Source organism: Micromonospora sp. NPDC048835 (assembly GCF_040649995.1).
Taxonomy (GTDB): domain Bacteria; phylum Actinomycetota; class Actinomycetes; order Mycobacteriales; family Micromonosporaceae; genus Micromonospora.
This window is the reverse complement of the sequence record NZ_JBEZGM010000012.1, coordinates 151,280-174,081: the sequence shown is the minus strand read 5'-3', so window position 1 is coordinate 174,081 and position 22,802 is coordinate 151,280. Positions and strand designations below refer to the sequence as shown.

Genomic DNA, 22,802 nt, shown 5'->3' with positions numbered 1-22,802 from the left:
TCCTCCGATGTGCGGTTGGTAACCAGGGTAGACCCGCCGGGAATCAGCGCGCGTGCGCCGTCTCCCGGACCCCGGCGAAGAGGTCGGACTCGGGCAGCGGGCTGTCGACCATCGAGCGGGCCAACTCGTAGTCCTCGGTCGGCCAGGCGCTCCGCTGCAGCTCCATCGGCACGTGGAACCAGAAGCCGTCCGGGTCGACCTGGGTGGCGTGGGCGCGCAGCGCGTCGTCGCGGACCGGGAAGTATTCGGCGCACTCGACCCGGGTGGTGATCCGCGGGCCCTTGTCGGGCCGGTCCTCCCACCGCTTGATCCACTCCTCGTAGGGCGACTCCCGGCCGGCGGCGAGCATGCCCTCGTGCAGGGCCATGATCTTGCCCTTGGAGAAGCCGATGTCGTAGTAGAGCTTCAGCGGCTGCCAGGGCGCGCCCAGCTCCGGGTAGCGCTCCGGGTCACCTGCGGCCTCGAACGCGGCCACGCTCACCTTGTGGCACATGATGTGGTCCGGGTGCGGGTAGCCACCCTCCTCGTCGTACGTGGTCACCACGTGCGGACGGAACTCGCGCATCAGCCGCACCAGCGGGCCGGCGGCGACCTCGACGTCCTGAAGGGCGAAACACCCCTCGGGCAGCGGCGGGAGCGGGTCACCCTCGGGCAGACCCGAGTCGACGAAGCCCAGCCAGGCCTGGTCGACGCCGAGGATCGCCCGCGCGGCGTCCATCTCGGCACGCCGGATCTCGCCGATGTTGGCCCACACGTCGGGTCGGTCGAGCTTGGGGTTGAGCACGCTCCCGCGCTCGCCGCCCGTGCACGTCACGACCAGGACGTCCACCCCCTGTGCGACATACTTCGCCGTCGTCGCCGCGCCCTTGCTCGACTCGTCGTCCGGGTGCGCGTGCACGGCCATGAGACGCAGTTGCTCTGCCAACTTCGGCGCTCCTCGTCTGTGCCGGACGGTGGACCCGACCGGGCTCGACCGGCTGACCTGCCGGGATCTCTCCTCGCCGCACCCTGCCGTCGGCCACCAGCGCCGGGCATGACCTGCCATTCCGGCCGCTGGACGGGGTGGGAGGATGGGGCTCTGCCATTCTTGCCGATGCCGCCGACAACAACGCCAGGAGATACCCGCCGGTGACCGAGACGCACGCCACAATTTCACCAGGCGCGCCGGTATTTCCGGCCGGGCGCTACGGCCGCCGCCGCGCACCCGGCGGAAAGCGCCGCCGTACGCTGCTCGCCGCACTGGTGCTGCTGGCGCTCGTGGCGACGCTCACCGTGATCTCGGTACGCCTCTACCGCCAGTACGGCGACCCGGCCTACGACGCCCAGGTGATCACGTACACCGACATCGCGGACAATCAGGTGGTTGTCGACTTTCGGGTGACGGTTCCGGCCGGTGGGTCGGCGGTCTGTGTACTGCGCGCCCGGGACCGTTCCGGCACCGAGGTGGCCCGCGAAACGGTCACGGTGACCGCCGGTCCCGGGGAGCGGCACGTCAGCACCCGGCACCGCCTGACCACCACCGCGCGCCCCTTCATCGGCGAGGTTCTGCGCTGCCGACCACCGTCCTGAGCTGCCAAAACAGCGTCGAGAACGGGTTTCGCCGAGCGCCTACCGCCGGTGTCGGGACCGGACACCGGCGGTGATGGCCGACACGCTGTGTCGTACCGCACTGGTAACTTGGTAGTTCACCTGTCAGCCAGCCACGCACAACTGAGGAGAACGCCTGTGTCCACTGGCAACGAGGCGCCCGCCACCTGGCTGTCCCAGGACGCGCACGACCGCCTCCAGGCCGAGCTCGACGAGCACATCGCCAACCGCCCGGCGGTCGCAGCCGAGATCAACGCCCGGCGCGAAGAGGGCGACCTGCGGGAGAACGGCGGCTACCACGCCGCCCGCGAGGAGCAGGGCAAGGCCGAGGGTCGCATCCGCTACCTGCAGGAGCTGCTGCGCACCGCAAAGGTCGGCGAGGCTCCGACCGCCGACGCGGTGTCGCCGGGCATGGTCGTGACGATCTACTTCGACGACGACACCAGCGACACCGAGACGTTCCTGCTCGGTTCCCGGGAGATCGCGGCGACGACCGACCTGACCGTCTACAGCCCCGAGTCCGCGCTGGGCAAGGCGATCCTGGGCGGTCGCCCCGGGCAGACCTGCACCTACACGGCCCCCAGCGGCGCCGACATCAAGGTGACTGTGGTCAGCTTCGAGCCGTTCTCCGGCTGACCGGCGCCGAGCGCGCCACCCGACGCCGGCCGGGCCCACCAGGTCGGCACCCGCTCTCGAAACACCGCGCAACCGAGGCGTGGCACCCACCGAGGTGTCACGCCTCGGCCGCGAAGACCACCTGATAGCCGCTGGCCCGCAGGGCGCTGATCAGCGTGTCCGAGTGCTCGACGCCCCGGGTCTCCACCGACAGGGCCACCTCCACCTCGCCGAGGCCGAGGTGCGGGTTGGCCCGCTGGTGCTCCACGTCCACCACGTTGGCCCGGTGCTCGGCGATCTGGCTGAGCAGCGACGCGAGCTGCCCCGGCCGGTCCGAACAGCGGACGGTCACCCGCAGGTAACGACCTGCGGCGGCCAACCCGTGCTCGATCACCCGCAGCATGAGCAGCGGGTCGATGTTGCCGCCGGAGAGCACCGCGACCACCGGCGTCTCCACCTCGACCACGCCGGCCAGCAGCGCGGCGACACCTACCGCCCCGGCCGGCTCCACCACCTGCTTGCCGCGCTCGAGCAGCATCAGCAGGGCCCGGGAGATGTCCTCCTCGGAGACCGTGACGATCTCGTCGACCAGCTTGCGTACGTGCGTGAAGGTGATCTCGCCCGGCCGGCCGACCGCGATGCCGTCGGCGATCGTGGAGAACACGGGGAGCCGCACCGGTTCCCCGGCCACGAGTGAGGGCGGGAACGCCGCCGCACCGGCCGCCTGCACGCCGATGATCCGAACGTCGGGCCGTAACGCCTTCGTGGCCACCGCCATGCCCGAGATCAGACCGCCACCGCCCACCCCGGTGATGATCGTCTTCACGTCCGGGCACTGCTCGAGGATCTCCAGCGCCACCGTGCCCTGCCCGGCGATCACATCGGCGTGGTCGAACGGGTGGATCAGCACCGCGCCGGTGCGCTCGGCGTACGTGTGCGCGGCGACGAGCGACTCGTCGACGGTGTTCCCGGCCAACTCGACCTGCGCGCCGTACCCCTTGGTGGCGGCCACCTTCGGCAGCGGCGCGTTGACCGGCATGAAGACGGTGGCGTGCGTGCCGACCAGGCCGGCGGCGAGGGCCACGCCCTGTGCGTGGTTGCCGGCGCTCGCCGCGACCACACCGCGCTCCCGCTCCGCCGCCGACAACCGGGAGATCCGCACGTACGCGCCGCGCACCTTGTAGGAGCCGGCGCGCTGCACGTTCTCGCACTTGAGCCAGGTCGGCCCGCCGAGCGCCGCGCTGAGCGGCCGGGAGGGCTCCAGCGGGGTGGTGCGGGTGACGCCAGCGAGCAACTCCCGTGCGGCCCGCACGTCGTCGAGACCGACCAGTTCCGTCATGCCCCGATCGTGCCATCCGCGCTCCCCGACCAACCCGCCGGCCAGGCCCACCGAAGCGCCGGCCGACCAGGGAACGGGTCGTCCGGGGCGCGGGCCGTTCAGGGCGCGGACCGACCGGACCGGGTTGATCCACTCGGTATCCCGGAAAACGCGGCATCCGGGCCGTCCGGACCCCCGACGTCAAGGATCCCGAGTGGATCACGAAGCTGGCGCGACGGGCCAGGTTGCGCGTCGGTGCGCGCACACGCTAGACGATCATGCGACGGCCGCCGACCCCGTTTCGGCGCGGGGATAACCGGGAGCGTGGCGCGTCCAGGGGGCGGCCATCTCGAACTGGCCGGCCACACCGAGCAGCAGCAGCTCCGAGCCGGGCGGACCGACGAGCTGCACGGCGACCGGCAGGCCGTCCGGGCGGCGGCCGATCGGCACGACCACCGCCGGCAGGCCGGCAACGTTCCAGGGCGCGGCGTACGGGGCGTACCGGATGTTTGCCGTCATGTTCGACCGCCAGGACCGCTCCGACCAGCGTGCCGCCTCCGGTGGCGCGCTCGCCAGCGCCGGGGTGAGCAGCAGGTCGACCGAGTGGTCGGTGAAGAAGTCGACCGACCGTTGCCGCCAGGCGGCCCGGTCCGCCTCCCGCACGTAGCCGCGACGCTGCGCCCACTCGCCGAGCGCGACGTGTCGGCGGGTACGTCGTTGCAGGCCACGCCGGTCCAGACCGGAGGCACGGACGTCGGCGGCGGCCGCGGCGAACCAGGTGGCGATGCCCTGCAGGCCGAGCGCGGTGGGGTAGACCGGATCGGCCGGCACGGTGTCGTGCCCGGCGGCGGCGAGGAGCCGACCGGCGGCGGCGACCGCGTCCCGGTTGGGCGCGTCGGGTGCGACACCGCGCACCGGGGAGCGCAGCGAGACGCCCACCCGCAGCCGCTGCGGGGGGACCAACTTCTCCGGGCGCCGGCCGGCCAGCACCGAGAAGCCGACTGCCGCATCGGCGACCGTGCTGGTCAGCATGCCGTGCTCGGTGAGACCGAACCAGTCGTCCGCCCCGAGCTGGCAGGGCACCACACCCCGACCAGGCTTGAGGCCGACCAGCCCGCAGCAGGCCGCAGGGATCCGGATCGAGCCGAGGCCGTCGTTGGCGTGCGCGATCGGCACCAGCCCGGCGGCGACCGCCGCGGCCGCACCACCCGAAGACCCACCGGGGGTACGCGTGCTGTCCCACGGGTTGCGGGTCACCGCGCTCTCGTCGTCGGTGAGGGCCCACAGGCCCAGCTCCGGCATCCGGGTCACGCCGAGGATCACCGCGCCGGCGCCACGCAGCCGACGCACCACCTCGTGGTCGGCCTCCGCGACGTCGGTACGGGCGGCAGCCGACCCGTTCCAGGTGGGCAGGCCGGCGACCGGGGTGTTCTCCTTGACCGCCACCGGGACCCCGGCCAGCGGCAGGTTGGCCAGGTCCTCCTGCTCGTCGACCTTCTCCGCCTCGGTGATCGCCTCACCGCCGCGAACGGCGCGGAACGCGGCCAGCTCACGGTCGGCTCGGGAGATGTACTCGAGGTGGTCGGCGACGACCTGGGTCGCCGAGACGTCACCTCGGCGTACGCCCCGGGCGATCTGCTTGGCGGTCGCTCCGACCCAGGTCGCCATGATGTCCTGCACGGCCATCCTCCCCAGCGGTCAGCCCAGCGCCTGCTCCAGATCGGCGAGTAGGTCGTCGACCGTCTCGATGCCGACAGACAGTCGCACGAGATCGCCGGGAACTTCAAGCGGCGAGCCGGCAGCACTTGCGTGTGTCATCCGACCCGGGTGCTCGATCAGGGATTCCACGCCTCCGAGCGACTCGGCGAGCACGAAGAGCTTGGCCCGGTTGCAGATGTCCACGGCGTGGTCCTCACCACCGGCGGCGCGGAACGAGATCATGCCGCCGAACCGGCGCATCTGCTTGGCGGCCACCTCGTGACCGGGGTGCGAGGGCAGCCCCGGGTAGAGCACCTGGGCGACCTTGGCGTGCCCGTCCAGGTAGGCGGCGAGCCGCTCGGCGTTGTCGCAGTGCCGGTCCATGCGTACCCCGAGGGTCTTGATGCCCCGCAGGGTGAGCCAGGCGTCGAACGGGCCGTTGATCGCGCCCATCGCGTTCTGGTGGTAGCGCAACTCCTCGCCGAGCCCGGCGTCGGCGACGACGAGCGCGCCACCGACCACGTCGGAGTGCCCGCCGATGTACTTGGTGGTGGAGTGCACCACCACGTCCGCGCCGTAGGCGATCGGCTGCTGGAGGTACGGCGAGGCGAAGGTGTTGTCCACCACCAGCAGTGCGCCCGCGTCATGGGCCACGGCGGCCAGGGCGGCGATGTCGGCGATACCGAGCAGCGGGTTGGTCGGCGTCTCCACCCAGACGATCTTCGTGCGGCCGGGCTGGACGGCCGCCCGGACCGCGGCCGGGTCGGAGACCTTGGCCGGGCTGAACTCCAGGCCCCAGCGTTGGGCGACCCGGGCGAAGAGCCGGTACGTGCCGCCGTAGGCGTCGTCCGGGATCACCACGTGGTCGCCGGGCTGGCACACGGCCCGCAGCAGGGTGTCCTCCGCCGCCAGACCGCTGGCGAAGGCGAGCCCCACCGGACCACCCTCCAACGCCGCCAGGCACTCCTGGAGGGCGTCCCGGGTCGGGTTGCCGGAACGGCTGTACTCGTAGCCGAGCCGGGGTGCGCCGACGGCGTCCTGGGCGTACGTGCTGGTCTGGTAGATCGGTGGGATCACCGCGCCGGTGCGGGCCTCAGGGTCCTGACCGGCGTGGATGGCGAGCGTCTCGAAGCCGTGACTCATTCTGGTGAGGCTAGTGCCCCGTCGGAGAGGGCTGGAACGGAACCCGTGCTCCGGCGTGAGGGCCGGACCATCCGGCCCGACCCCCACGCCGGTCCAAGGCCGGCGGGCCGGTCAGCCAGCCGGTACGGGCAGGACGTGCAGGGTGGCCTGGTTTCTCCCGGTCCAGTCGTAGGAGAGCGCGTAGAGCCGTGCGCCGTTCGGCGACCAGGCCAGCCCTCGCGGGCTCAGCTCACCGCCTCCCAGCAGGAAGCGGGTCAGTTCGGTGCCGTCCGGCTGATAGACGAACAGGTACGAGGTGTCCGCCGCGGCGGCGATCCTGGTGCCGTCGCGGGACGGCTCGACGGCGGCCGGGTACGCGCCGGTGGGGAAGGTCGCGGAGGGGGTGGTGATGTCGGCGAACGGGAACGCCTGCACCTCGTACGGGGCACCGGCTGCGGTGTAGAGCGTGGTGGCGGTCGGGTCGAGGGCGATGTCCTGCAGGTTGCTGCCGATCACCACCGAGGTGTTCGCCCGCAGCAGGGCCAGGTTCCCCCCGGTCCCGATCGCGTACGCGTAGACCGACGCCGGGCTCAACGACACCTGCCCGGCCAGCAGCACCGAACGGTTCTGACTTGCGGCGGCCAGCAACGGAGCGCCGTAGAAGTCCTGAGTGGTGGCCATCCCCGTGGTGACCCGGGCCGGCTGGCGTCCGAGGTCGATCCGGCCAATGTTGCCGCCCCACTGGTCACAGCCGTAGCCGAACCACAGGTACCGCCCGGTCGACGCCAGCGACGACGGGCACTCGCCCGCGCCGGTGTCGTACCGGGCCGACTCGATCAGCGAACCGGTGTCGAAGGCGGCGATGGCGTTGGCGGTGGGCAGCGCCACGTAGAGCGTCCGCCGGTCGGCGCTGAGCAGCAGGTCGGTGGGGCCGGGCAGGCCCGACAGGGCACCGACCACCGTGCCGGTCGCGCTTGTCACCACGACATCCGTGGCGGAACTGCCGCCGCTGACGAAGACCCGGTCACCTGTCGACACCACGTCGGCCACGGTGTTCAGCGGCAGCAGGGTGGCGGTGGGTGCGGCGGCCGCCTGGGCGTGGCCCGGGACCGCGCCGGTGAGCAGACCGGCGGTGAGCGCCGCAAGCGCCAGGGTGGTGCCTCTTCTGATCCGCAAAGTTCGTCCTTTCGGCGCGTCGACGGGTCGGCCGGCGGCCGAGGTCGTCCGCGCTGATCCATTCAACTAGATGACTATCACAGTCGGTTCGCGCGTAGGGGGCGCCAGGACCCACGAGGTCGGCGGCATAGCCTGGCCCGATGAGCGGTTGCGTCTTCTGCGGCATCGTGACGGACGAGGTGCCGGCGTTCCGGGTGGCTGACACCCCGGACGGGGTGGCGTTCCTGGACACCCGGCCGGTGTTCAAGGGGCATGTGCTGGTGGTGCCCCGGGTGCACCTGGTCACCCTGGCGGAGTTGCCGGCCGACCTGCTGCCCGGCTACTTCGCCATGGTCCAGCGGCTGGCGGTGGCGGTGGAGACCGCTCTCGGTGCCGGTGGGACGTTCGTGGCGATGAACAACAAGGTGTCCCAATCAGTGCCCCACCTGCACACCCACGTGGTCCCGCGGACCAAGGGCGACGGGTTGCGGGGCTTCTTCTGGCCGCGCACACGGTACGAGGACGACACCGAGGCCCAGACGTACGCCGACCGGATCGGCACGGCGCTCCCGGGTGGGGCCTGACTCACGCACACGCGGGTAAGGAAGCTGAACCCTCCGGTGTTACACGCTGGGAGAGGTACGAGAGGAGATCCCCACCGTGTTTTTGCGCCGTATGAACGCCGATATGGTCTCGCCCGACCAGGCCCTGCCGGGCCGTCCGATCGCCATGCCGGTCGCCGACCGCCACGAGGTGCTGGGCACCCCGTTGAAGGGCCCGTTCCCGGAGGGCCTGCAGGTGGCGGTCTTCGGCATGGGCTGTTTCTGGGGCGCCGAGCGGTTGTTCTGGACGCTGCCCGGCGTCTACACCACCTCCGCCGGCTACGCGGGTGGCATCACCAAGAACCCGACGTACGAGGAGACGTGCTCCGGCCGGACCGGGCACGCCGAGGTCGTCCAGGTGGTGTACGACCCCAGCAAGATCAACTATGAGGACCTGCTGAAGGTCTTCTGGGAGAACCACGACCCGACCCAGGGCATGCGCCAGGGCAACGACGTGGGCACCCAGTACCGCTCGGCGATCTACACGACCACCGACGAGCAGCGGACCATCGCGGAGTCGTCCCGGGACGCGTTCCAGCCGATCGTGACGCGCGCCGGCAAGGGTGAGATCACCACCGAGATCGCCCCGCTCGGCAGCTACTACTTCGCCGAGGACTACCACCAGCAGTACCTGGCACCGACCAAGAACCCGAACGGGTACTGCAACCACGGCCCGAACGGGCTGAGCTGCCCGGTCGGCGTGGCCCGAGTCGCTGAAGCGCACTAGCTCATCGGGCGTCCTGGGGGAGGGGGACCTTGAAGTCTGGTCCCCCTCCAGCCAAAACGAAAGGCGCGAACCCGATGTCGACCGTGTCGACGGCCAGGTCCGAGAAGACCAGGGAGATGTTGTGGCCGTTCGTCCCGATGGCGGCTTCGTGAAACGGAAGATCTAGATCTTGTGACCACCGCTCCGCGTCGGGCGAGTCAGCCAGCAGTCTCATACCTGGGTACAGCTCCTGCCACTTGACGCCCCATACGTATCCGTCGAGGTCAACGCCCTGTTCATAATCAACGAGCCGCTCGTCGAGTGAGTCTTTCCAGACGGCGGGCGGTACGGCGGAGGTGGCCACGGCCCGGACGCAGTACTTGAACCGGTACCTCAGGTGCTTGGGTGCGATTCCGGTGCTGGGGTCGGCGGTGGCATAGATGAAGACGTCGTAGTCACGCATGTGGTCGGCGAAGCCGTGGAACAGGATGGCTTGATCGAATACGTCCTCGAACGCGGCCCGGATCTCGTCGATGTCCACGTCCGCATGATCGCATCACTCGGGAACCGCCCCGGCTGAGCCATCGCCGGGCCTTCCGAGCACTACATCGTCCGTCAGAGTCGAAGAACCCGAACGGGTACTGCAACCACGGCCCCACAGGGCTCACTTACTGTGCCCCTAACCTCGGGCTCAACAGCACGCCTTGATGAAGGCGGAACGCCCCGGCCAACGGCCGGGGCGTTCCTCTGTCTCCCGGCTGGACCGCCTTACCAAAACGTTTCCGTTCGGCACGTTGCGGAGATCTTGCCCTGCGTCGACACTGGGACGACGACCCCGGCCATGGTCGAGCGCCTGGAGGAGGAGCGAACCCGGCTGCGGGCGCAGGCCGCAGGGCTCGCCGCCACTCTCGAGAGGCTCGATGAGGTAGTCGTGGAAACGCGCCTGAGGCTCCTGGCGGCCTGACGTCGGGGCAGGTGATCCCCCGCTACCCGCGCACTGGCCTCGCGCATGTGCGCACTACGCGCACAGCCGGATCTCTATGCGGGTAACTGCATCCTGCACCGAACGGGCTGAGCTGCCCGGTCGGCGTGGCCCGTGTCGGCGGCTGAGTCGAGGCGTTAGCCTGATTCAGACGTACGGGAGGGCACGATGAGCGGTGACAGCGCCAGCCGTCCACACGGTTACGCCAAGCCGGTCGTCGTGCCCGAAACCCTTGATGATCTTCGCGGGCCCACATCCGGGGTGGTAGATCTACCACGCCACTTGAAGTGGTCCGGCAACTCTCGTTACGACCTTACGCAGCCCGGGCGCGTCGGCGACCTGTACCGAACCGTCCTCAACGAGGCCGCTAGTCCGACTGACCTCTACGCCTACGTCAGCCGCGACTCGCTGATCCAGCTCTGGCCATCAATGTGGTTACCCCAAGCCGTTCGCCGCGCCTGGGAAGAACGCTTCCCCGAACTCCGCAGCGTCCCTCGACGCGCCGCCTGAACGATGCTGCCGAGCCACATCAAGATCACCAGAGTCGCTCTCGCGGCTGCCGGCCGATTTGGCTTCGCCCTGGCCGGTGGCTACGCAGTGAGGGCGCACGGCATGGGCAATCGACTCAGCGGCGACGTGGATCTCTTCACGGCCTGGCATCTACGCGCCTCGTTCCCGGAAGCGGTCGACAACGTCATCAAAGCTGTGGAAGAGCACCAATACGCGCCGTCGCCCCACGCGAAAGCCCCCGACCCGGCCGGGGGCTTTCGCGGTCAGTCGTTCAGCTGGCGTCTCGCGCCATCGACACGAAGCCACGCCACGCGGCGGCGCTGAAGGTCAGCGTTCCCCCGTCGCGATCCTTCGTGTCACGGACGAGGACGACGCCCGGGAGGTTGTCGGCGACTTCAACGCACGATCCGCCGTTGTTGCCGCTCTTCGTGCTCTTACGCCACTGTGCGCCGGTCATGTCCATGATCCCGCTGCTTTCCTGATCAGGTCTAGAGACTGAAGACGGGACAAAGCCTCACTCCTGATGCGCTCCCATCTGCGATTCAGCGTAGCAATGTCCGCAGCCTGATTTACGATCTGCGCCCGCGCCTGGCTGTCGACGTGCGCCACGTGCTCGCCGTCGGGTAGCTCCGCCACGATGAACCCACCACCTAGGCCCGGATACATCCCGACGTCCCGCGGCACCACTAGCACCTGAACCGACGGCAGCGCGGCGCACTCGGCGAGGTGTTCGCACTGCTCCCGCATCAGCGCCCGATCGCCATACGCCGACTGATACAGCACCAGTTCATGAATGACCGCGACCAGCAGGGGCGGACGCTCGCGACGCGCGATGGCTTGTCGGTCCATGCGCGAAGCTACGACGTCTGCAACCTCGTCCGCGGTCAGAGCTTCGCCCGCGAGCGTTGCCCGCGCATATGCCTCGGTCTGCAACAGGCCGGGTACCCATGTGTGCTCGAACCACCGAATCGCGACCGCCTCGCGCTCCCAGTCGACCCACTCGCGCAGCCATTGCGGCTCGCGCCGTTTCAGGACATCCGGCCAGAGGTCCCCAACGTCCCGCCGGAGGATCGCTGCTAGCTTCGCGCGCCGTCGCGGTTGCGGCACACGTCCCGGGCTTATCCACCGCGCTGCTGTCTTCGGGTCAACACCCGTTTGAACTGCCAAACTCTCTGCTGTCTCGCCAGCCTCGGTCATCGCCGCCTGAAGTGCATGGTTCATCCCGCCTCCACGATGGACGTCCCGAACGTCCCCTGAGAATAGACCAACGTCGTGTACTGGTCCCATCACTGTTCGCGATGGTGGTGGGTAAGCGGCACCGCTGGTGGAGGCGCAGCCCGGCGGCGGTGTTAGCCCGGGGCCGCCTCGCGGGCGAGCACTCAGGGGCGGCCCCCCTAATCCTGACGAGGGGGAGCGCCGTGCCGGACAAGCCGAAGCCAGAACCGAAGCCTGAGCCGAAGACCGACCCGAAGCCCACGCCTCCGCCGATCCCGTGGCCGCCGGGGACCGTCGTTCCAATCTGGCCTGTCACACGCGCCAACCGTGTCCCTGACACCCGCTGGCGCCCGTCGGGGGTGGCCGCATGACGGAGGCCGTGCGCACGCCGAGGACGGGCGACGTCTTGCGCCTGACCGCCGCCGCGAGTGTGCAGTTCATGCGCCCGATCATCGTGCGCGTCATTCGGGCGCTCGATTGGCCGACCTACTACGGGTGGCTTTGGATCGACGTCTACCAGTTGGGCGCGAATGGCGACGCTGTCGAGCGACGTTCGTTGTTCGTCATGCCTGCCGGCCTGATCTGGCAGGATCCGCCCGCCCCGGCCCCGTCCGCTGGACGGACTACTCGCCGTCCGGTCGCCCGTACCCCTGTCCGGGTCGGCTGATGACCGAGCGCGCGTTCGTGGCAGGGGACGTGGTCCGCTTGACGCGGGCCGCGAGCCCTCAGTTCGTGCGCCCGATCGTTGTGCGGGTCGCTCGGGAGCTGACCGACCGGCGCAAGCCCTACGGGTGGTTGTGGCTCGAAGGTTACGAGCTGGACCCGCACCGCGGGACAGGCGCGAAGCGCGAGCTATTCGTGATGCGCGCGGGCGTGGATTTGATCGCCCAGGCCCCGCGCCGTGCCGACGAGGCCCGCATACCCTCGCCGATCCGGCCGGGGGCCGACTAATGCGGCCCCGCCCGCACCACCCCGGTATGCCGCACTGGCGGTGCACGCGCTGCGGCTCGCACTGGCCGTGCTCCGCCGCGCGGCTATCACTGCTCTCCCGCTGGCGCGGCGACCGCGTCGGGATGCTCCTCATGCTGACCACGCTCGCGCGAGAAGCGTTCACCGACGCTCTGCGGCTGGGCCTGAAGCCTGACCCGGCGGCGTACGCCGAGCGGTTCCTGGGGTGGACGCGCCCGCGCTCGGAAAGAGTCGACGAGAAAGTCTGAACGCCCCGGGACCTCCTGGCCCATACGACCGACGTCCGCACCACACGACGATTGCGCCCAGGAGGCCCCCTTGTCCGGTCGTATCGAGATGCCCAGCGTCAGCGCCTTTCGCGGCGACGGCGAGATGCACATCGTCGGGCGACGAGATCATGATCGTCTTCACCGTCGCGAAGATGCGGAGGATGGGGTACGCCGACCCGACCTTCGCCACCTGAGCAACTGGCCGGGGCATTCCCGTTCGGCCCTGTGATCGAAATCCGTTGCCGAGCCCGACGAGAACTCGATAACGTGGCCGTACACGTGAAAGGAGGTGGTCCAGACTTGTATAGCAATCGGACTCGTGAGGTGGCTGTCAGCTAGCCGCTGTCCTCGACAGTGATCGGCTCGCCGCGAGGCGGGCAAAAGCACCATCGTCGAGACCGTGTGGCAGCGGTGCGGCGAATCCACGACAGCCACCCGACCCCCGGGGTGCCGGCCAAGTCCAGCCGGCCCGCGCACATGCGCGGAGCGCCCCGGGGGTCGCTCCATATCCGGAGGCCCTCGATGTCGATGCGCGAACTGGTGGTGCTGGGGACGGCCAGCCAGGCGCCCACCCGGCAGCGCAACCACAACGGGTACGTGCTGCGCTGGGACGACGAGGTGATCCTCTTCGACCCGGGTGAGGGCAGTCAGCGTCAACTCCTGCACACCACCGTCACCGCCACCGACCTGACCCGGATCTGCGTCACCCACTTCCACGGCGACCACTGCCTCGGCCTGCCCGGCACCATCCAGCGGCTCTCGCTGGACCGGGTGGCGCACCCGGTCGCCGTGCACTTCCCCGCCGGCGGCGCCGAATACTTCACCCGGCTGCGGTACGCCACCTCGTTCTACGAGACCGCCGAGCTGCACGTCGAGCCCATTGAGGCCGACGGGCAGCGGATCGCCCTGCGCTGCGGCACGCTCGAGGCACGTCGGCTCCGGCACCCCATCGAGACGTACGGCTACCGCCTGGTCGAGCCGGACGGGCACCGGATGCTGCCGGAGAGGCTGTCCGCGTACGGCATCGTGGGGCCGGCCGTCGGCGAGCTGATCCGCGTCGGGCACCTGGACCTCGACGGACGTCGCGTCACCCGCGCCGAGGTGAGCGTGCCCCGGCCGGGGCAGCGGTTCGCGTTCGTGATGGACACCGGCCTCTGCGACGGGGTGTACGCCCTCGCCGAGCACGCCGACCTGCTGGTCATCGAGTCGACGTTCCTGGAGTCGGAGGCCGCGCTCGCCGCCGAGGTCGGCCACCTGACCGCGGCGCAGGCCGCCCGGGTGGCGACCGAGTCCGGGGTACGCCGACTCGTGCTCACCCACTTCTCCCAGCGCTACCCCGACCCGCGCCGGTTCCACGACGAGGCGCGCGCCCACTTCGACGGTGAGCTGGTCATCGCCGAGGACCTCACCACCGTGCAGCTGCCGCCGCGCCGGGTAGCCTCGGCCGGGTGACCGTCACGCTCCGCCCCGCGACCGAAGGCGACCTGATGGCGGTGGGTGCTCTGCACCAGCGCTCCCGGGTCGCCGCGTACTCCGCCTTCCTGCCGGCCGAGGCGCTTGCCGACCCGACAGCGGAGGCGATGGGGCGCTACTGGGTCGAGCGGTGGCACTGGGAGCGCGACACCCATCGGATGACGGTGGCCGAGCGGGCCGGGGCGCTGGTCGGGTTCAGCCACCTGGGCCCGGACGACGAGGACGACCCCGGCACCGGGCTGCTCAACGCGATCCACCTCGACCCGCGCGAGCAGGGCCGGGGCGTCGGTCGCGCGCTGATGGTGGACTCGCTGGACGCCATGCGCGCCCGAGGTTGGCGGCGCGGGGTGCTCTGGGTACTCCGGGACAACGCCCACGCCCGCTCCTTCTACGAGCGCGGCGGCTGGACGTCGACGGGCGTGGAGCGCGAGGAGCACATCGGCACCGCCCTCACCCCCCAGCTCCGCTACACCCGCCCCCTCTAACCCCAACTCCCACCCCACGCACCCCCACCCCCACCCGCGCCCGGCCCCGCGCCACCCGCGCCCGCGCCCTGCGCCGCCCGCGCCCGCGCCCGCGCCCGCGCCGATCTTGCATCTTCTGTTGTCGCAAAACGTGACAAGAGCGGTATTTGGGCGACAGTAAGTACAAGATCGACGGCGCGGGGTAGGGCAGGGGCGCAACGGTCCCACGGTGCCCCGCCCACGCCGACCTGCCTGGTCGATCATGGACTTGTGGTGGGCGCCTTGGTGACTTTCACCCCCTTTGCACACCACCACAAGTCCATGATCGACGCGAGCAGCCGGGGCGGGGGTCAGTGCGACGTGAGCGCGGAAGGCGGGGTCAGCGCGACGCGAGCAGCCGGGGCGGGGGTCAGTGCGGGGTGAGCGCGGAAGGCGGGGTCAGCGCGGAGGTGAGCGCGGAAGGCGGAGTCAGCGCGGGGGGTGAGTGCGGGGTGAGCGCGGGGGTGGGGTAAGCGCGGCGGTAAGGGTGGTGCGTATGCGTCAGCAGAGCAAAGGGCCGGACGGTCACCCGGTGCCCCGCCCGCAGGCGGGGCACCGGGCGGGAGTCAGTGGGCGCCCAGGTGGGCCAGGAGGTCCTGGCGGGTCAGGACGCCCTTGGGCTTGCCGTCGACCAGGACCAGGGCGGCGTCGGACTTCTCCAGCATGCCCACCGCCTCGCTCACCGGCTGACCGCCACCGATCATCGGCAGCGGGTCACCCATGTGCCGCTCGATCGTGTCGTGCAGGTGGGCCTGACCGGTGAACAGCGCGTCGAGCAGGTCCCGTTCGGCGATCGAGCCGGCGACCTCACCGGTCACCACCGGCGGCTCGGCCTTGAGGACCGGCAACTGCGAGACGCCGTACTCGCGCATGTAGTCGATCGCGTCCCGGACCGTCTCGGTGGGGTGCACGTGCACCAGCTCGGGCAGCTGGCCCGGCTTGCTTGCCAGCGCGTCGGCCACCGTCGGCTCGGCGCCGGAGTTGTCGAGGAAGCCGTACCGGGCCATCCACGAGTCGTTGAAGATCTTCGAGAGGTAGCCGCGGCCGCCGTCGGGCAGCAATACCACCACCACGTCGTCCGGGCCGGCCCGACGGGCGACCTCCAGGGCGGCGACCACCGCCATCCCGCAGGAGCCGCCGACCAGCAGGCCCTCCTCGCGGGCCAGTCGCCGGGTCATGTCGAAGGACGCCTTGTCGGAGACCTCGACGATCTCGTCGGCGACACCCCGGTCGTACGTCTCCGGCCAGAAGTCCTCGCCGACGCCCTCGACCAGGTACGGCCGACCAGTGCCGCCGGAGTAGACCGAGCCCTCCGGGTCCGCCCCGACGACCCGCACCCGACCCTCGGACGCCTCCTTCAGGTAGCGGCCGATGCCGGAGATGGTGCCGCCGGTGCCGACGCCGGCCACGAAGTGGGTGAGCTCGCCGTCGGTCTGCTTCCACAGCTCGGGGCCGGTGGTCTCGTAGTGCGAACGCGGGTTGGCCGGGTTGCTGTACTGGTTGGGCTTCCAGGCACCGGGGATCTCCCGGGTCAGCCGGTCGGAGACGTTGTAGTACGAGCGCGGGTCCTCCGGCGCGACGGCGGTCGGGCAGACCACCACCTCGGCGCCGTACGCCCGGAGCACGTCCTGCTTGTCCTGGCTGACCTTGTCGGGGCAGACGAAGACACACCGGTAGCCCTTGAGCTGGGCGACGAGGGCCAGACCGACGCCGGTGTTACCGCTTGTCGGCTCGACGATGGTGCCGCCGGGCTTGAGCAGACCGGCGGCCTCGGCGTCCTCCACCATCCGCAGCGCGATCCGGTCCTTCACCGAGCCGCCCGGGTTGACGTACTCCACCTTGGCCAGCACGGTGGCCTGGATGCCCTCGGTGACGTTACGCAGACGCACCAGAGGGGTGTTTCCGATCATGTCGACGACGTTGTCGTAGTACTGCACGGTGTGCCCTTCGTTGCGGCGCCGACGGTGGCGGCCGGGGAAGACGTTCCTCGCCGCCAAGCGTACGTGCCGTCAGGGCACCAGCCCCCCGGGGATGACCGAGCTGCGGCGGGCCTCCCACTCCAGGAAGCGGTCGGTCTCGGCCAGCACGCTGCCGGCCAACCAGGTGACCATGACGGCGTCGTCGGCCAGCCCGAAGATCGCCAGCGGGATCTCCGGGAGCAGGTCGATAGGCGAGACGATGTACGCGGTCGCCGCGGTCATCAACGCCAGCCGGAGGCCACCGTCGTACTCCCCCTTGGTGGTGGCTCGGATCATCCGGGGCAGCGCGGCCAACCGGGTGCCGATCGACGGCCCGTTGCGCGCCCCGGCCGCAAGTGCCCGCGCCAGGGCCGTGAATGCCGCGCTGCGCTTCAGTGTCTTACCCATCGTCGCGCTCCTCTCCGCCGGATCATCGTGGCGGGTCGGCGCAAGTCGGCCGGCCTCTCCCACTCAGGTACCCCGTCGCGTCGGTTTCCAGGCACCCGGGTGCCGTCACGACGACAGCGAGCTGTCGTGCCCGCGCGATAATGTCGCGGTATGGGGGTGGCACGTTCCGTCGTACCCGCTAGCGAGCGCTGGCGGCAGGCCCGGCGCGTCGCGCGGCTGGCAGCCATCGGGACAGGCGCCACCGCGGCGGCCGCGGTGGCGACCGGCGGGGTGCTGCTCGGCCAGGCCCGCCAGGCCCGCCGCACCATCCCGATGGCCGAGGCGCCGCCGCCGCGCTGCGACGGGATGTACGGTGCCAAGTTCCCCGGTCCGGCGCTCACCATGGTGGTGCTCGGTGACTCGTCGGCGGCCGGTTACGGGGTGCACCGCCGTCGCGAGACACCCGGGGCGCTGCTCGCCACCGGCCTGTCCCGTCGACTGCACCGTCCGGTGCAGCTGCACCGCTTCGCGGTGGTCGGCGCCATCTCGGCGGCGCTGCGCCACCAGGTGGAGGCGGCACTGGACTGCCGACCCGACATCGCGGTGATCCTCATCGGTGGCAACGACATCACCAACCGCACGCCGCGTGGTCTGGCGGTGCGTTATCTGATCGAGGCGGTGCACACGCTTCGCGACGCGGGGTGCAAGGTGGTCGTCGGCACCTGCCCCGACCTGGGCGCGATCCGTCCGATCCAGCCGCCGCTGCGCTGGCTTGCGCACCGCTGGAGCCGCCAACTCGCCGCCGCCCAGACGGTGGCGGTGGTCGAGGCGGGTGGCTGGACCGTCTCCCTCGGTGACCTGCTCGGCCCCCGGTTCGCGGCCGAGCCGACCCGGATGTTCGCCTGGGATCGGTTCCACCCCTCCGCCGAGGGGTACGCGATGGCCGCCGCCGCGCTTCTGCCGACGATGCTCTCCGCCCTCGGCGCGATCCCGGAACGACGGGCTACTCCGACGCGCGGCGACGGCGTACGGTCGCTGCCAGAGGCCGCGCAGGAGGCGGCCCGCCACGCCGGCACGGAGGTCAGCGGCGTCCAGGTTCGGGGCCGCGACCGAGGGCCGGCGGGCCGGTGGGCGCAGTTGCGCCGACGGGCGTTCTTCGGTGTCGGTGCGGTGCCGCAGCACGGGTCCGCCTCGGACACCTCGACAGTGGAGGGACTGGCATGAACGAGCGCAGCGCGCGGAGCGTGACCGCCGGCCTCGCCGGCCGACTGGGCCGGGCGGCGGCGTTCTCGCTGCTCGCCGGCACCGTTGGGGGCGCCGCCGTGCTCGCTGGTGAGGCGTTCGTCGCCCGGCACCGGCGCTACGCCCAACCGGAGCTGGGCCTGGCCCTGCGCGCCACGGTCGGCCGGGCGGGCGCCTCTCCGCTGCGACTGGTGCTGCTTGGCGACTCGTCGGCCCTGGGCGTGGGTGTCGACCGTCTGGAGGACACCGTCGGCGGGCAGTTGGCCAACCTCCTCGCCGAGGGCCCGACCGGCCGCCGGGTGCACCTGTCCAGCGTCGGTGTCTCCGGGTCCCGCTCGACGGACCTCGCCACCCAGGTGGCCCGCGCCCTGCTCGGTGAGCGGCCCGACGTGGCGTTGATCCTGATCGGGGCGAACGACGCCACCGGGCTGCGTCGACCGTCCGAAGCGGCGGCCTATCTCGGCGCGGCGGTGCACCGGCTGCGTGAGGCGCGCGTCGAGGTGGTGGTGGGCACCTGCCCCGACCTCGGCGCGGCACGAGCCATCGCGCCGCCACTGCGCCAGGTGGTCGGCTGGTCCGGGCGCCGGGTGGCCCGCGCGCAGACCACTGCCGTGCTCGAGGCGGGCGGCTCCGTTGTCGACCTGGCCACCGAGACCGGGCCGGTTTTCCGGGCCGACGCGGGGACGCTGTGCCAGGACGGCTTCCACCCTTCCGCCGACGGCTACCGGGTGTGGGCACACGCGCTGCTGCCCGCGATCGTCGCCGCGGCGGCGGCCACGACCCGGCGCTAGATCGCCCCGGCTGGGGGTGACATTTCCCGCCGTGCCGGCTTCTTCCGCGCCATGTTACTGGCGGGTTAACGTTGGTCCATGCCGATTGAGTCGTCCCGCGACGCCGTCATCGTCGCCACCGCCCGCTCCCCCATCGGCCGGGCGCACAAGGGGTCCCTGCGCGATGTCCGCTCCGACGACCTCGCCGCGACAATCGTCCAGGCCGCACTGGACAAGATCCCCGCGCTCGACCCGACCACGATCGACGACCTCCACCTCGGGTGCGGCCTGCCCGGCGGCGAGCAGGGCTTCAACATGGCCCGGGTGGTGTCCACCCTCCTCGGTCTGGACACTGTCCCCGGCGCCACGCTGACCCGCTACTGCGCCTCCTCGTTGCAGACCACCCGGATGGCGATGCACGCGATCCGGGCCGGTGAGGGCGACGTCTTCGTCTCCGCCGGGGTGGAGATGGTTTCCCGCTACGCCCGGGGCAGCTCCGACGGGCTGCCACCGGAGGCGCAGGCCCTGGTGGGTGGCGGTTGGGAGAACCCCCGCTTCGGCTCGGCGGGCGAGCGCTCGAAGCGCCGCGCGCAGGGCGACGCCGAGGTGTGGACCGACCCTCGGGACGCCGGCGAGCTGCCCGACGTCTACCTGAGCATGGGGCAGACCGCGGAAAACCTGGCCCAGGTGTACGACGTCACCCGCGCCGACATGGACGAGTTCGGCGTACGCAGCCAGAACCTCGCCGAGAAGGCCATCGCCGACGGCTTCTGGGGCCGGGAGATCACCCCGGTCACCACGCCGGACGGCACAGTGGTGAGCACCGACGACGGGCCCCGGGCCGGCGTCACCCTCGACGCGGTCGCTGGCCTGAAGCCGGTGTTCCGCCCGGACGGTCGGATCACCGCTGGCAACTGCTGCCCGCTCAACGACGGCGCGGCAGCCGTGGTGGTGATGAGCGCCGAGCGGGCCGACCAACTCGGGCTCACCCCGCTGGCCCGGATCGTCTCGACCGGGGTGACCGCCCTGTCGCCGGAGATCATGGGTCTCGGGCCGGTCGAGGCGTCCCGGCAGGCGCTGCGTCGAGCGGGTATGACCATCGACGACGTCGACCTGGTCGAGATCAACGAGGCGTTCGCCGCGCAGGTCATCCCCTCCTACCGCGAGCTGGGTATCCCGGAGGAGAAGCTGAACGTGATGGGCGGGGCCATCGCGGTCGGTCACCCGTTCGGCATGACCGGCGCCCGGATCACCGGCACCCTGCTCAACGCACTTGAGTGGCACGACAAGACCATCGGTCTGGAGACCATGTGCGTGGGCGGTGGCCAGGGCATGGCCATGGTGCTCGAACGGCTCAGCTGAGCCGGGTCGCCCTCAGAGCGCGCCGCGGGTCGCCGTCACCTCGGCGGCGGCCCGGGTCAGCGCCTCGGCGCCCGGGTCGGCGGCCAGCAGGTCCGCAGTGACGACCCGCAACTGGTCGGGCAGGGCCAGGTCGTTGTCGAGCCGGGGCACGACCCGACGGGGCTCCCCCTCGGCGTCGGCGGCCAGGTTGGCGACCTCCTGCACCAGGCGGTGCACCAGGTCGGCGCGGGACACGTTGCCGGCGGTCGCGATGGCAGCCCACCGGGGCTGCTGCCAGTGCGCGATCTGACCGACCAGCAACTGCACGGTCTTGTCCAACTCCGCTGCGCTCATCGCCGACGAGTCTACGGCCGACACCTGCCGCGCCGGGTCGGGCCGGTCAACGGCGCAGGTAGCTGAGCAACCGCAGGATCTGCCAGTAGAGGAAGACCAACCCGGTGAGCAGGCCGAACGCGCTCAGCCACGCGTACCGACGGGCTCGACCGTCGCGTACCGAACGCTCGACGAGGTCGAAGTCGAGGATGAAGCTGAACGCGCCGGCGATGATGGCCACCACCGAGAAGGCGTACGGCAGCCAGCCGACCTCCCCGCTGACGCTGTAGACCGCCAGACCCGCGCGCCCGGTGATCAGGTACGAGACCAGGTTGACCACGCTGAGCACGGCGATGCCGAGCAGGGTGCCGATCACCAGGCGGGCCAGCCGGGGCGTCGCCCGGATCACCCGGGCCCGGTAGAGCGCGGCCATGCCGAGGAACACGCCGAAGGTGCCGGCCACCGCCTGCACCACGATGCCCGGATAGACCTGCTCGAAGGTCCGGCTCGCCACCCCCAGCAGCAGACCCTGAAGGACGGCGTAGCCGACGATCGGCACCGGGTTCGTGATCCCCCGCAACGAGATGACCAGGACCAGCGCGATCGAGGCGAGCGCGCTGCCGGCCAGCGCGGCGCCCAGCCACACGGCGTCGGGGATCACCGCCCAGGACACCGCCGCGGCCGCTCCGGTCACGAGCAGCAACCCGACGGTACGGACCACCACGTCGTCGACTGTCATCGGCTCGACGTCACGGGCGCCGAGCACCCGGGCCTCCACCCGGCCGGTCTCATCCAGCCGCCTGAGCACCGGGTTCTCGCTGCGCACCGCCGCCTCCTCCGCCCGCGTACCCCTCGCAGTCACTCTCCCCCGGACGGACCGGCGGCGGCGGGCAAACGGCGCGGACGACGGCGCCCGCCCCCACCGGAGTGGGAGCGGGCGCCGGTCGGCAGTGCGGACGAGGTCAGTCGTCGCCCTGGAAGTAGCTCAGCAGGCGCAGGATCTCGATGTAGAGCCAGACCAGGCTGACCAGGATGCCGAACGCGGCCACCCAGGAGTAGCGCTGGGGCAGGCCCATCCGGACGCCGTCCTCGATCTCCTTGAAGCTGAGCACGAAGCTCAGCGAGGCGACCACGATGCAGACCAGGCTGAAGCCGATGGCCAGCGGGCTGCCGTCGCGCAGGCCGGTGTTGACGCCGAACAGCGCCAGCACCAGGTTGATCATCATGACCGCGAAGAGGCCGGTCATGACCGCGATCATGCCCTTGACGAACGCCGGGGTGGCCCGAATGACCTTCGCCTTGTAGAGCATCGCCATCAGGAAGAAGATGCCGAAACTGGCTGCGGCGGCCTGCAGCACGATGCCGTCGTAGGCCGTCTCGAACGCCTTGCTGACCATGCCGACGAAGACGCCCTCGACGACCGCGTACGCGATCACGAGCGCCGGGTTGGCCATCCGGGAGAACGAGATGATCAAGCCGAGGACCAGGCCGACCACCGCCGCACCGATCCAGGCGGTACCGACCAGCGCGTCGGGCACGAGCACCCAGGCGGCTGCGGCGGTGATGCCGAGGATGCCGAGCAGAGCCACCGTCTTGACGACCACGTCGTCGACGGTCATGGGCGCCACGGTCGGTGGCGCGGCCGGGTAACCGGCCTGGGACGGGTACTGCTGGGGAATGCCGGGCTGTCCGTACGGCCCGGCCGGGGCGTACCCGGCGGAGCGCTCCCGCTCGGCCGCCTGGCCGAGCCGGGCGAGCACCGGGTTCGAGGTCTTCACTGTCTGGCCTCCCTCAGGGGGTCGTTGCACGTGAACGTGCCCTCCAAGAGTAGACGGCACAGCCAAGTCCCGGAGATCACGAATGAGAATGGGTGAGTCGACAGGTGCCCGGGGCGGGGGTCGAACCCGCACGCCTTTCGGCAGCCGCTTTTAAGGCGGCCGTGTCTGCCTTTCCACCACCCGGGCGAGTGGCACCGGCGCGCCGACACGCCCTGTGCAGTGTCACCGTAGCCGGTCTACGGCGACCCGGCGTACCCCGCAGGCCTGGC

At 71.0% G+C, this 22,802-nt stretch carries 27 protein-coding genes and 1 tRNA gene; 14 read left to right on the top strand and 14 right to left on the bottom strand.

All coding sequences use genetic code 11. From position 1 onward, the window contains the following. Positions 1-43: 43 nt before the first annotated feature. The gene (gene mca, locus AB0C15_RS17105; RefSeq protein WP_357352843.1) at positions 44-925 is read right to left on the bottom strand and encodes a mycothiol conjugate amidase Mca; all 882 of its coding nucleotides are present in this window, start codon (positions 923-925) and stop codon (positions 44-46) included. Between the two features lie 203 nt (positions 926-1,128). Between mca and AB0C15_RS17100 the strand changes: the two genes are divergently transcribed. Beyond that, on the top strand, positions 1,129-1,569 hold the full coding sequence (locus tag AB0C15_RS17100; RefSeq protein ID WP_357352841.1) for a DUF4307 domain-containing protein: 441 nt from the start codon (positions 1,129-1,131) through the stop codon (positions 1,567-1,569). A gap of 156 nt (positions 1,570-1,725) precedes the next feature. Beyond that, a complete protein-coding gene (gene greA, locus AB0C15_RS17095) occupies positions 1,726-2,223 on the top strand; it encodes a transcription elongation factor GreA (protein ID WP_357352839.1) in 498 nt (165 codons plus the stop codon). Positions 2,224-2,320: 97 nt separating this feature from the next. On the opposite strand, the gene ilvA is transcribed toward greA, so the two are convergent. From ilvA to AB0C15_RS17075, 4 genes are all read right to left on the bottom strand, one after another. Beyond that, entirely contained in the window at positions 2,321-3,541 is a 1,221-nt protein-coding gene (ilvA, locus tag AB0C15_RS17090) for a threonine ammonia-lyase (protein ID WP_357352837.1), read from the bottom strand. Between the two features lie 255 nt (positions 3,542-3,796). Continuing rightward, on the bottom strand, positions 3,797-5,206 hold the full coding sequence (locus tag AB0C15_RS17085) for an amidase family protein (protein ID WP_357352835.1): 1,410 nt from the start codon (positions 5,204-5,206) through the stop codon (positions 3,797-3,799). Positions 5,207-5,218: 12 nt separating this feature from the next. Then, complete coding sequence (locus AB0C15_RS17080) at positions 5,219-6,361, bottom strand: cystathionine gamma-synthase (RefSeq protein WP_357352833.1); 1,143 nt, start codon at positions 6,359-6,361, stop codon at positions 5,219-5,221. Between the two features lie 111 nt (positions 6,362-6,472). Continuing rightward, positions 6,473-7,516, bottom strand: a complete 1,044-nt coding sequence (locus AB0C15_RS17075) for a hypothetical protein (RefSeq protein WP_357352831.1) — start codon at positions 7,514-7,516, stop codon at positions 6,473-6,475. Positions 7,517-7,656: 140 nt separating this feature from the next. On the opposite strand from AB0C15_RS17075, the gene AB0C15_RS17070 reads away from it, so the two are divergent. Beyond that, entirely contained in the window at positions 7,657-8,079 is a 423-nt protein-coding gene (locus AB0C15_RS17070; RefSeq protein WP_357352829.1) for an HIT family protein, read from the top strand. Between the two features lie 76 nt (positions 8,080-8,155). Further along, complete coding sequence (msrA, locus tag AB0C15_RS17065) at positions 8,156-8,824, top strand: peptide-methionine (S)-S-oxide reductase MsrA (RefSeq protein ID WP_357352827.1); 669 nt, start codon at positions 8,156-8,158, stop codon at positions 8,822-8,824. Position 8,825: 1 nt separating this feature from the next. On the opposite strand, the gene AB0C15_RS17060 is transcribed toward msrA, so the two are convergent. After that, on the bottom strand, positions 8,826-9,344 hold the full coding sequence (locus AB0C15_RS17060; RefSeq protein WP_357352825.1) for a hypothetical protein: 519 nt from the start codon (positions 9,342-9,344) through the stop codon (positions 8,826-8,828). Positions 9,345-9,953: 609 nt separating this feature from the next. Between AB0C15_RS17060 and AB0C15_RS17055 the strand changes: the two genes are divergently transcribed. Further along, entirely contained in the window at positions 9,954-10,295 is a 342-nt protein-coding gene (locus AB0C15_RS17055; RefSeq protein ID WP_357352823.1) for a hypothetical protein, read from the top strand. 3 nt (positions 10,296-10,298) lie between these two features. Then, positions 10,299-10,619, top strand: a complete 321-nt coding sequence (locus tag AB0C15_RS17050; RefSeq protein ID WP_357352822.1) for a nucleotidyl transferase AbiEii/AbiGii toxin family protein — start codon at positions 10,299-10,301, stop codon at positions 10,617-10,619. Here the strand turns inward: AB0C15_RS17050 and AB0C15_RS17045 are convergent. Next, entirely contained in the window at positions 10,567-10,752 is a 186-nt protein-coding gene (locus tag AB0C15_RS17045; RefSeq protein ID WP_357352928.1) for a DUF397 domain-containing protein, read from the bottom strand. The genes AB0C15_RS17050 and AB0C15_RS17045 overlap by 53 nt on opposite strands. Next, a complete protein-coding gene (locus AB0C15_RS17040; protein ID WP_357352820.1) occupies positions 10,749-11,516 on the bottom strand; it encodes a DUF5753 domain-containing protein in 768 nt (255 codons plus the stop codon). Before AB0C15_RS17040 ends, AB0C15_RS17045 begins: the two co-directional genes overlap by 4 nt. Positions 11,517-11,877: 361 nt before the next feature. Between AB0C15_RS17040 and AB0C15_RS17035 the strand changes: the two genes are divergently transcribed. From AB0C15_RS17035 to AB0C15_RS17015, 5 genes are all read left to right on the top strand, one after another. Next, positions 11,878-12,177 carry a hypothetical protein gene (locus tag AB0C15_RS17035; protein ID WP_357352818.1) on the top strand — a complete coding sequence of 100 codons (300 nt, stop codon included), beginning with the start codon at positions 11,878-11,880 and terminating at the stop codon, positions 12,175-12,177. After that, entirely contained in the window at positions 12,177-12,461 is a 285-nt protein-coding gene (locus AB0C15_RS17030; protein WP_357352816.1) for a hypothetical protein, read from the top strand. Before AB0C15_RS17035 ends, AB0C15_RS17030 begins: the two co-directional genes overlap by 1 nt. 131 nt (positions 12,462-12,592) lie before the next feature. After that, positions 12,593-12,727 carry a hypothetical protein gene (locus AB0C15_RS17025; RefSeq protein WP_357352814.1) on the top strand — a complete coding sequence of 45 codons (135 nt, stop codon included), beginning with the start codon at positions 12,593-12,595 and terminating at the stop codon, positions 12,725-12,727. 543 nt (positions 12,728-13,270) lie between these two features. Next, positions 13,271-14,200, top strand: coding sequence for a ribonuclease Z (locus AB0C15_RS17020; protein WP_357352812.1), 930 nt, complete (start codon positions 13,271-13,273; stop codon positions 14,198-14,200). Beyond that, on the top strand, positions 14,197-14,706 hold the full coding sequence (locus AB0C15_RS17015) for a GNAT family N-acetyltransferase (protein WP_357352810.1): 510 nt from the start codon (positions 14,197-14,199) through the stop codon (positions 14,704-14,706). The genes AB0C15_RS17020 and AB0C15_RS17015 overlap by 4 nt, the downstream gene beginning before the upstream one ends. Positions 14,707-15,290: 584 nt before the next feature. Here the strand turns inward: AB0C15_RS17015 and AB0C15_RS17010 are convergent. Next, positions 15,291-16,661, bottom strand: coding sequence for a cystathionine beta-synthase (locus tag AB0C15_RS17010; RefSeq protein ID WP_357352808.1), 1,371 nt, complete (start codon positions 16,659-16,661; stop codon positions 15,291-15,293). 72 nt (positions 16,662-16,733) lie between these two features. Continuing rightward, a complete protein-coding gene (locus AB0C15_RS17005) occupies positions 16,734-17,090 on the bottom strand; it encodes a YkvA family protein (RefSeq protein WP_112582466.1) in 357 nt (118 codons plus the stop codon). Between the two features lie 150 nt (positions 17,091-17,240). On the opposite strand from AB0C15_RS17005, the gene AB0C15_RS17000 reads away from it, so the two are divergent. From AB0C15_RS17000 to AB0C15_RS16990, 3 genes are all read left to right on the top strand, one after another. After that, entirely contained in the window at positions 17,241-18,293 is a 1,053-nt protein-coding gene (locus AB0C15_RS17000; protein ID WP_357352806.1) for an SGNH/GDSL hydrolase family protein, read from the top strand. Continuing rightward, entirely contained in the window at positions 18,290-19,102 is an 813-nt protein-coding gene (locus AB0C15_RS16995) for an SGNH/GDSL hydrolase family protein (protein WP_357352804.1), read from the top strand. The genes AB0C15_RS17000 and AB0C15_RS16995 overlap by 4 nt, the downstream gene beginning before the upstream one ends. Before the next feature lie 78 nt (positions 19,103-19,180). After that, positions 19,181-20,443: an acetyl-CoA C-acetyltransferase gene (locus tag AB0C15_RS16990; RefSeq protein WP_357352802.1), complete on the top strand. Its 1,263-nt coding sequence runs from the start codon at positions 19,181-19,183 to the stop codon at positions 20,441-20,443. Positions 20,444-20,455: 12 nt separating this feature from the next. On the opposite strand, the gene AB0C15_RS16985 is transcribed toward AB0C15_RS16990, so the two are convergent. The 4 genes from AB0C15_RS16985 to AB0C15_RS16970 form a co-directional block, all read right to left on the bottom strand. Continuing rightward, positions 20,456-20,776 carry a hypothetical protein gene (locus tag AB0C15_RS16985; RefSeq protein ID WP_357352800.1) on the bottom strand — a complete coding sequence of 107 codons (321 nt, stop codon included), beginning with the start codon at positions 20,774-20,776 and terminating at the stop codon, positions 20,456-20,458. 46 nt (positions 20,777-20,822) lie between these two features. Further along, positions 20,823-21,581, bottom strand: coding sequence for a Bax inhibitor-1/YccA family protein (locus AB0C15_RS16980; protein WP_357352798.1), 759 nt, complete (start codon positions 21,579-21,581; stop codon positions 20,823-20,825). A 136-nt stretch (positions 21,582-21,717) separates the two neighbouring features. Beyond that, complete coding sequence (locus AB0C15_RS16975; RefSeq protein ID WP_130407392.1) at positions 21,718-22,533, bottom strand: Bax inhibitor-1/YccA family protein; 816 nt, start codon at positions 22,531-22,533, stop codon at positions 21,718-21,720. A gap of 105 nt (positions 22,534-22,638) precedes the next feature. Beyond that, positions 22,639-22,719, bottom strand: a tRNA-Leu gene (locus AB0C15_RS16970). Between the last annotated feature and the right edge of the window lie 83 nt (positions 22,720-22,802).

Excerpts from the sequence above, each read along its gene's own strand:
- ilvA (WP_357352837.1), bottom strand. The coding sequence starts at position 3,541 with ATGACGGAACTGGTCGGTCTCGACGACGTGCGGGCCGCACGGGAGTTG.
- AB0C15_RS17085 (WP_357352835.1), bottom strand. The coding sequence starts at position 5,206 with ATGGCCGTGCAGGACATCATGGCGACCTGGGTCGGAGCGACCGCCAAG.
- AB0C15_RS17080 (WP_357352833.1), bottom strand. The coding sequence starts at position 6,361 with ATGAGTCACGGCTTCGAGACGCTCGCCATCCACGCCGGTCAGGACCCT.
- AB0C15_RS17070 (WP_357352829.1), top strand. The coding sequence starts at position 7,657 with ATGAGCGGTTGCGTCTTCTGCGGCATCGTGACGGACGAGGTGCCGGCG.
- AB0C15_RS17055 (WP_357352823.1), top strand. The coding sequence starts at position 9,954 with ATGAGCGGTGACAGCGCCAGCCGTCCACACGGTTACGCCAAGCCGGTC.
- AB0C15_RS17050 (WP_357352822.1), top strand. The coding sequence starts at position 10,299 with ATGCTGCCGAGCCACATCAAGATCACCAGAGTCGCTCTCGCGGCTGCC.
- AB0C15_RS17045 (WP_357352928.1), bottom strand. The coding sequence starts at position 10,752 with ATGACCGGCGCACAGTGGCGTAAGAGCACGAAGAGCGGCAACAACGGC.
- AB0C15_RS17040 (WP_357352820.1), bottom strand. The coding sequence starts at position 11,516 with ATGAACCATGCACTTCAGGCGGCGATGACCGAGGCTGGCGAGACAGCA.
- AB0C15_RS17035 (WP_357352818.1), top strand. The coding sequence starts at position 11,878 with ATGACGGAGGCCGTGCGCACGCCGAGGACGGGCGACGTCTTGCGCCTG.
- AB0C15_RS17030 (WP_357352816.1), top strand. The coding sequence starts at position 12,177 with ATGACCGAGCGCGCGTTCGTGGCAGGGGACGTGGTCCGCTTGACGCGG.
- AB0C15_RS17025 (WP_357352814.1), top strand. The coding sequence starts at position 12,593 with ATGCTGACCACGCTCGCGCGAGAAGCGTTCACCGACGCTCTGCGGCTG.
- AB0C15_RS17020 (WP_357352812.1), top strand. The coding sequence starts at position 13,271 with ATGTCGATGCGCGAACTGGTGGTGCTGGGGACGGCCAGCCAGGCGCCC.
- AB0C15_RS17005 (WP_112582466.1), bottom strand. The coding sequence starts at position 17,090 with ATGGGTAAGACACTGAAGCGCAGCGCGGCATTCACGGCCCTGGCGCGG.
- AB0C15_RS17000 (WP_357352806.1), top strand. The coding sequence starts at position 17,241 with ATGGGGGTGGCACGTTCCGTCGTACCCGCTAGCGAGCGCTGGCGGCAG.
- AB0C15_RS16995 (WP_357352804.1), top strand. The coding sequence starts at position 18,290 with ATGAACGAGCGCAGCGCGCGGAGCGTGACCGCCGGCCTCGCCGGCCGA.
- AB0C15_RS16990 (WP_357352802.1), top strand. The coding sequence starts at position 19,181 with ATGCCGATTGAGTCGTCCCGCGACGCCGTCATCGTCGCCACCGCCCGC.
- AB0C15_RS16985 (WP_357352800.1), bottom strand. The coding sequence starts at position 20,776 with ATGAGCGCAGCGGAGTTGGACAAGACCGTGCAGTTGCTGGTCGGTCAG.